Genomic DNA, 1244 nt, shown 5'->3' on the forward strand with positions numbered 1-1244 from the left:
ATGGCGTGTCGTTTTCCGGGTGGTGTGGGTTCGCCGGATGAGTTGTGGGATTTTGTGGTTTCTGGTGGTGATGGGGTGGTGGAGTTTCCGTCGGATCGGGGTTGGGATCTGTCGGGGTTGGTCGGTGATGGGGAGTCGTTCGGGACGTCGTATGTGTCGTCGGGTGGGTTTTTGGGGGGTGTAGCGGGGTTCGACGCGTCGTTTTTCGGGGTGTCGCCGCGTGAGGCTTTGGCGATGGATCCGCAGCAGCGTTTGTTGTTGGAGGTGTCGTGGGAGGCGTTGGAGTCGGCGGGTGTGGATCCGTTGGGTTTGCGGGGTTCTCCGGTTGGCGTGTTCACGGGGACCAATGGTCAGGATTATTCGACGTTGTTGTTGGCGGTGCCGCGGGAGGCTGATGGTTTCCTGGGGACGGGTAACGCGGCGAGTGTGTTGTCGGGTCGTGTTTCTTATGTTCTTGGGGTGGAGGGTCCGGCGGTCACTGTTGATACGGCGTGTTCGTCGTCGTTGGTGGCGTTGCATTTGGCGGTGCAGGCGTTGCGGTCGGGGGAGTGTGGTTTGGCTCTGGCCGGTGGTGTGACGGTGATGTCGACGCCGGGGACGTTTATTGAGTTTTCGCGGCAGCGGGGGTTGGCCGGTGATGGGCGGTGTAAGGCGTTCGCGGCGGCGGCGGATGGCACGGCGTGGGGTGAGGGTGTTGGTGTTTTGGTGGTGGAGCGTTTGTCGGATGCGGTGCGTCTTGGGCATCCGGTGTTGGCGGTGGTGGCGGGGAGTGCGGTCAATCAGGATGGTGCGTCGAATGGTTTGACGGCGCCGAATGGTCCGTCGCAGCAGCGGGTGATTCGTTCGGCGTTGGGCAGCGCTGGCCTGGGTGTTGCTGATGTTGATGTGGTGGAGGCGCATGGCACGGGCACCAGGTTGGGTGATCCGATCGAGGCGCAGGCGTTGTTGGCCACGTATGGGCAGGACCGTGCTGGTGGTGAGCCGTTGTGGTTGGGGTCGGTGAAGTCGAACATCGGTCACACCCAGGCCGCCGCCGGTGTCGCGGGTGTCATCAAGATGGTCCAGGCCCTCAAGCACAACGTGTTGCCAGCGACGTTGCATGTGGACGAGCCGACCCCGCAGGTCGACTGGTCGGCCGGTGCGGTGCGGTTGCTCACCGAGACCCGCCCCTGGCACCCGCAGACCGACCGGCGACGGCGCGCGGGCGTGTCCTCATTCGGGTTCTCCGGCACCAACGCCCACCT

1 protein-coding gene is annotated in these 1244 nt (G+C 64.1%); it reads left to right on the plus strand.

All coding sequences use genetic code 11. From position 1 onward, the window contains the following. A partial coding sequence (locus KBX34_RS33015) for a type I polyketide synthase (RefSeq protein WP_210928980.1) occupies window positions 1–1244 on the plus strand: 1244 nt, incomplete at both ends.

Origin of the sequence: Micromonospora sp. M61 (assembly GCF_018070245.1) — a bacterium.
Classification (GTDB): Bacteria; Actinomycetota; Actinomycetes; order Mycobacteriales; family Micromonosporaceae; genus Micromonospora; species Micromonospora zamorensis.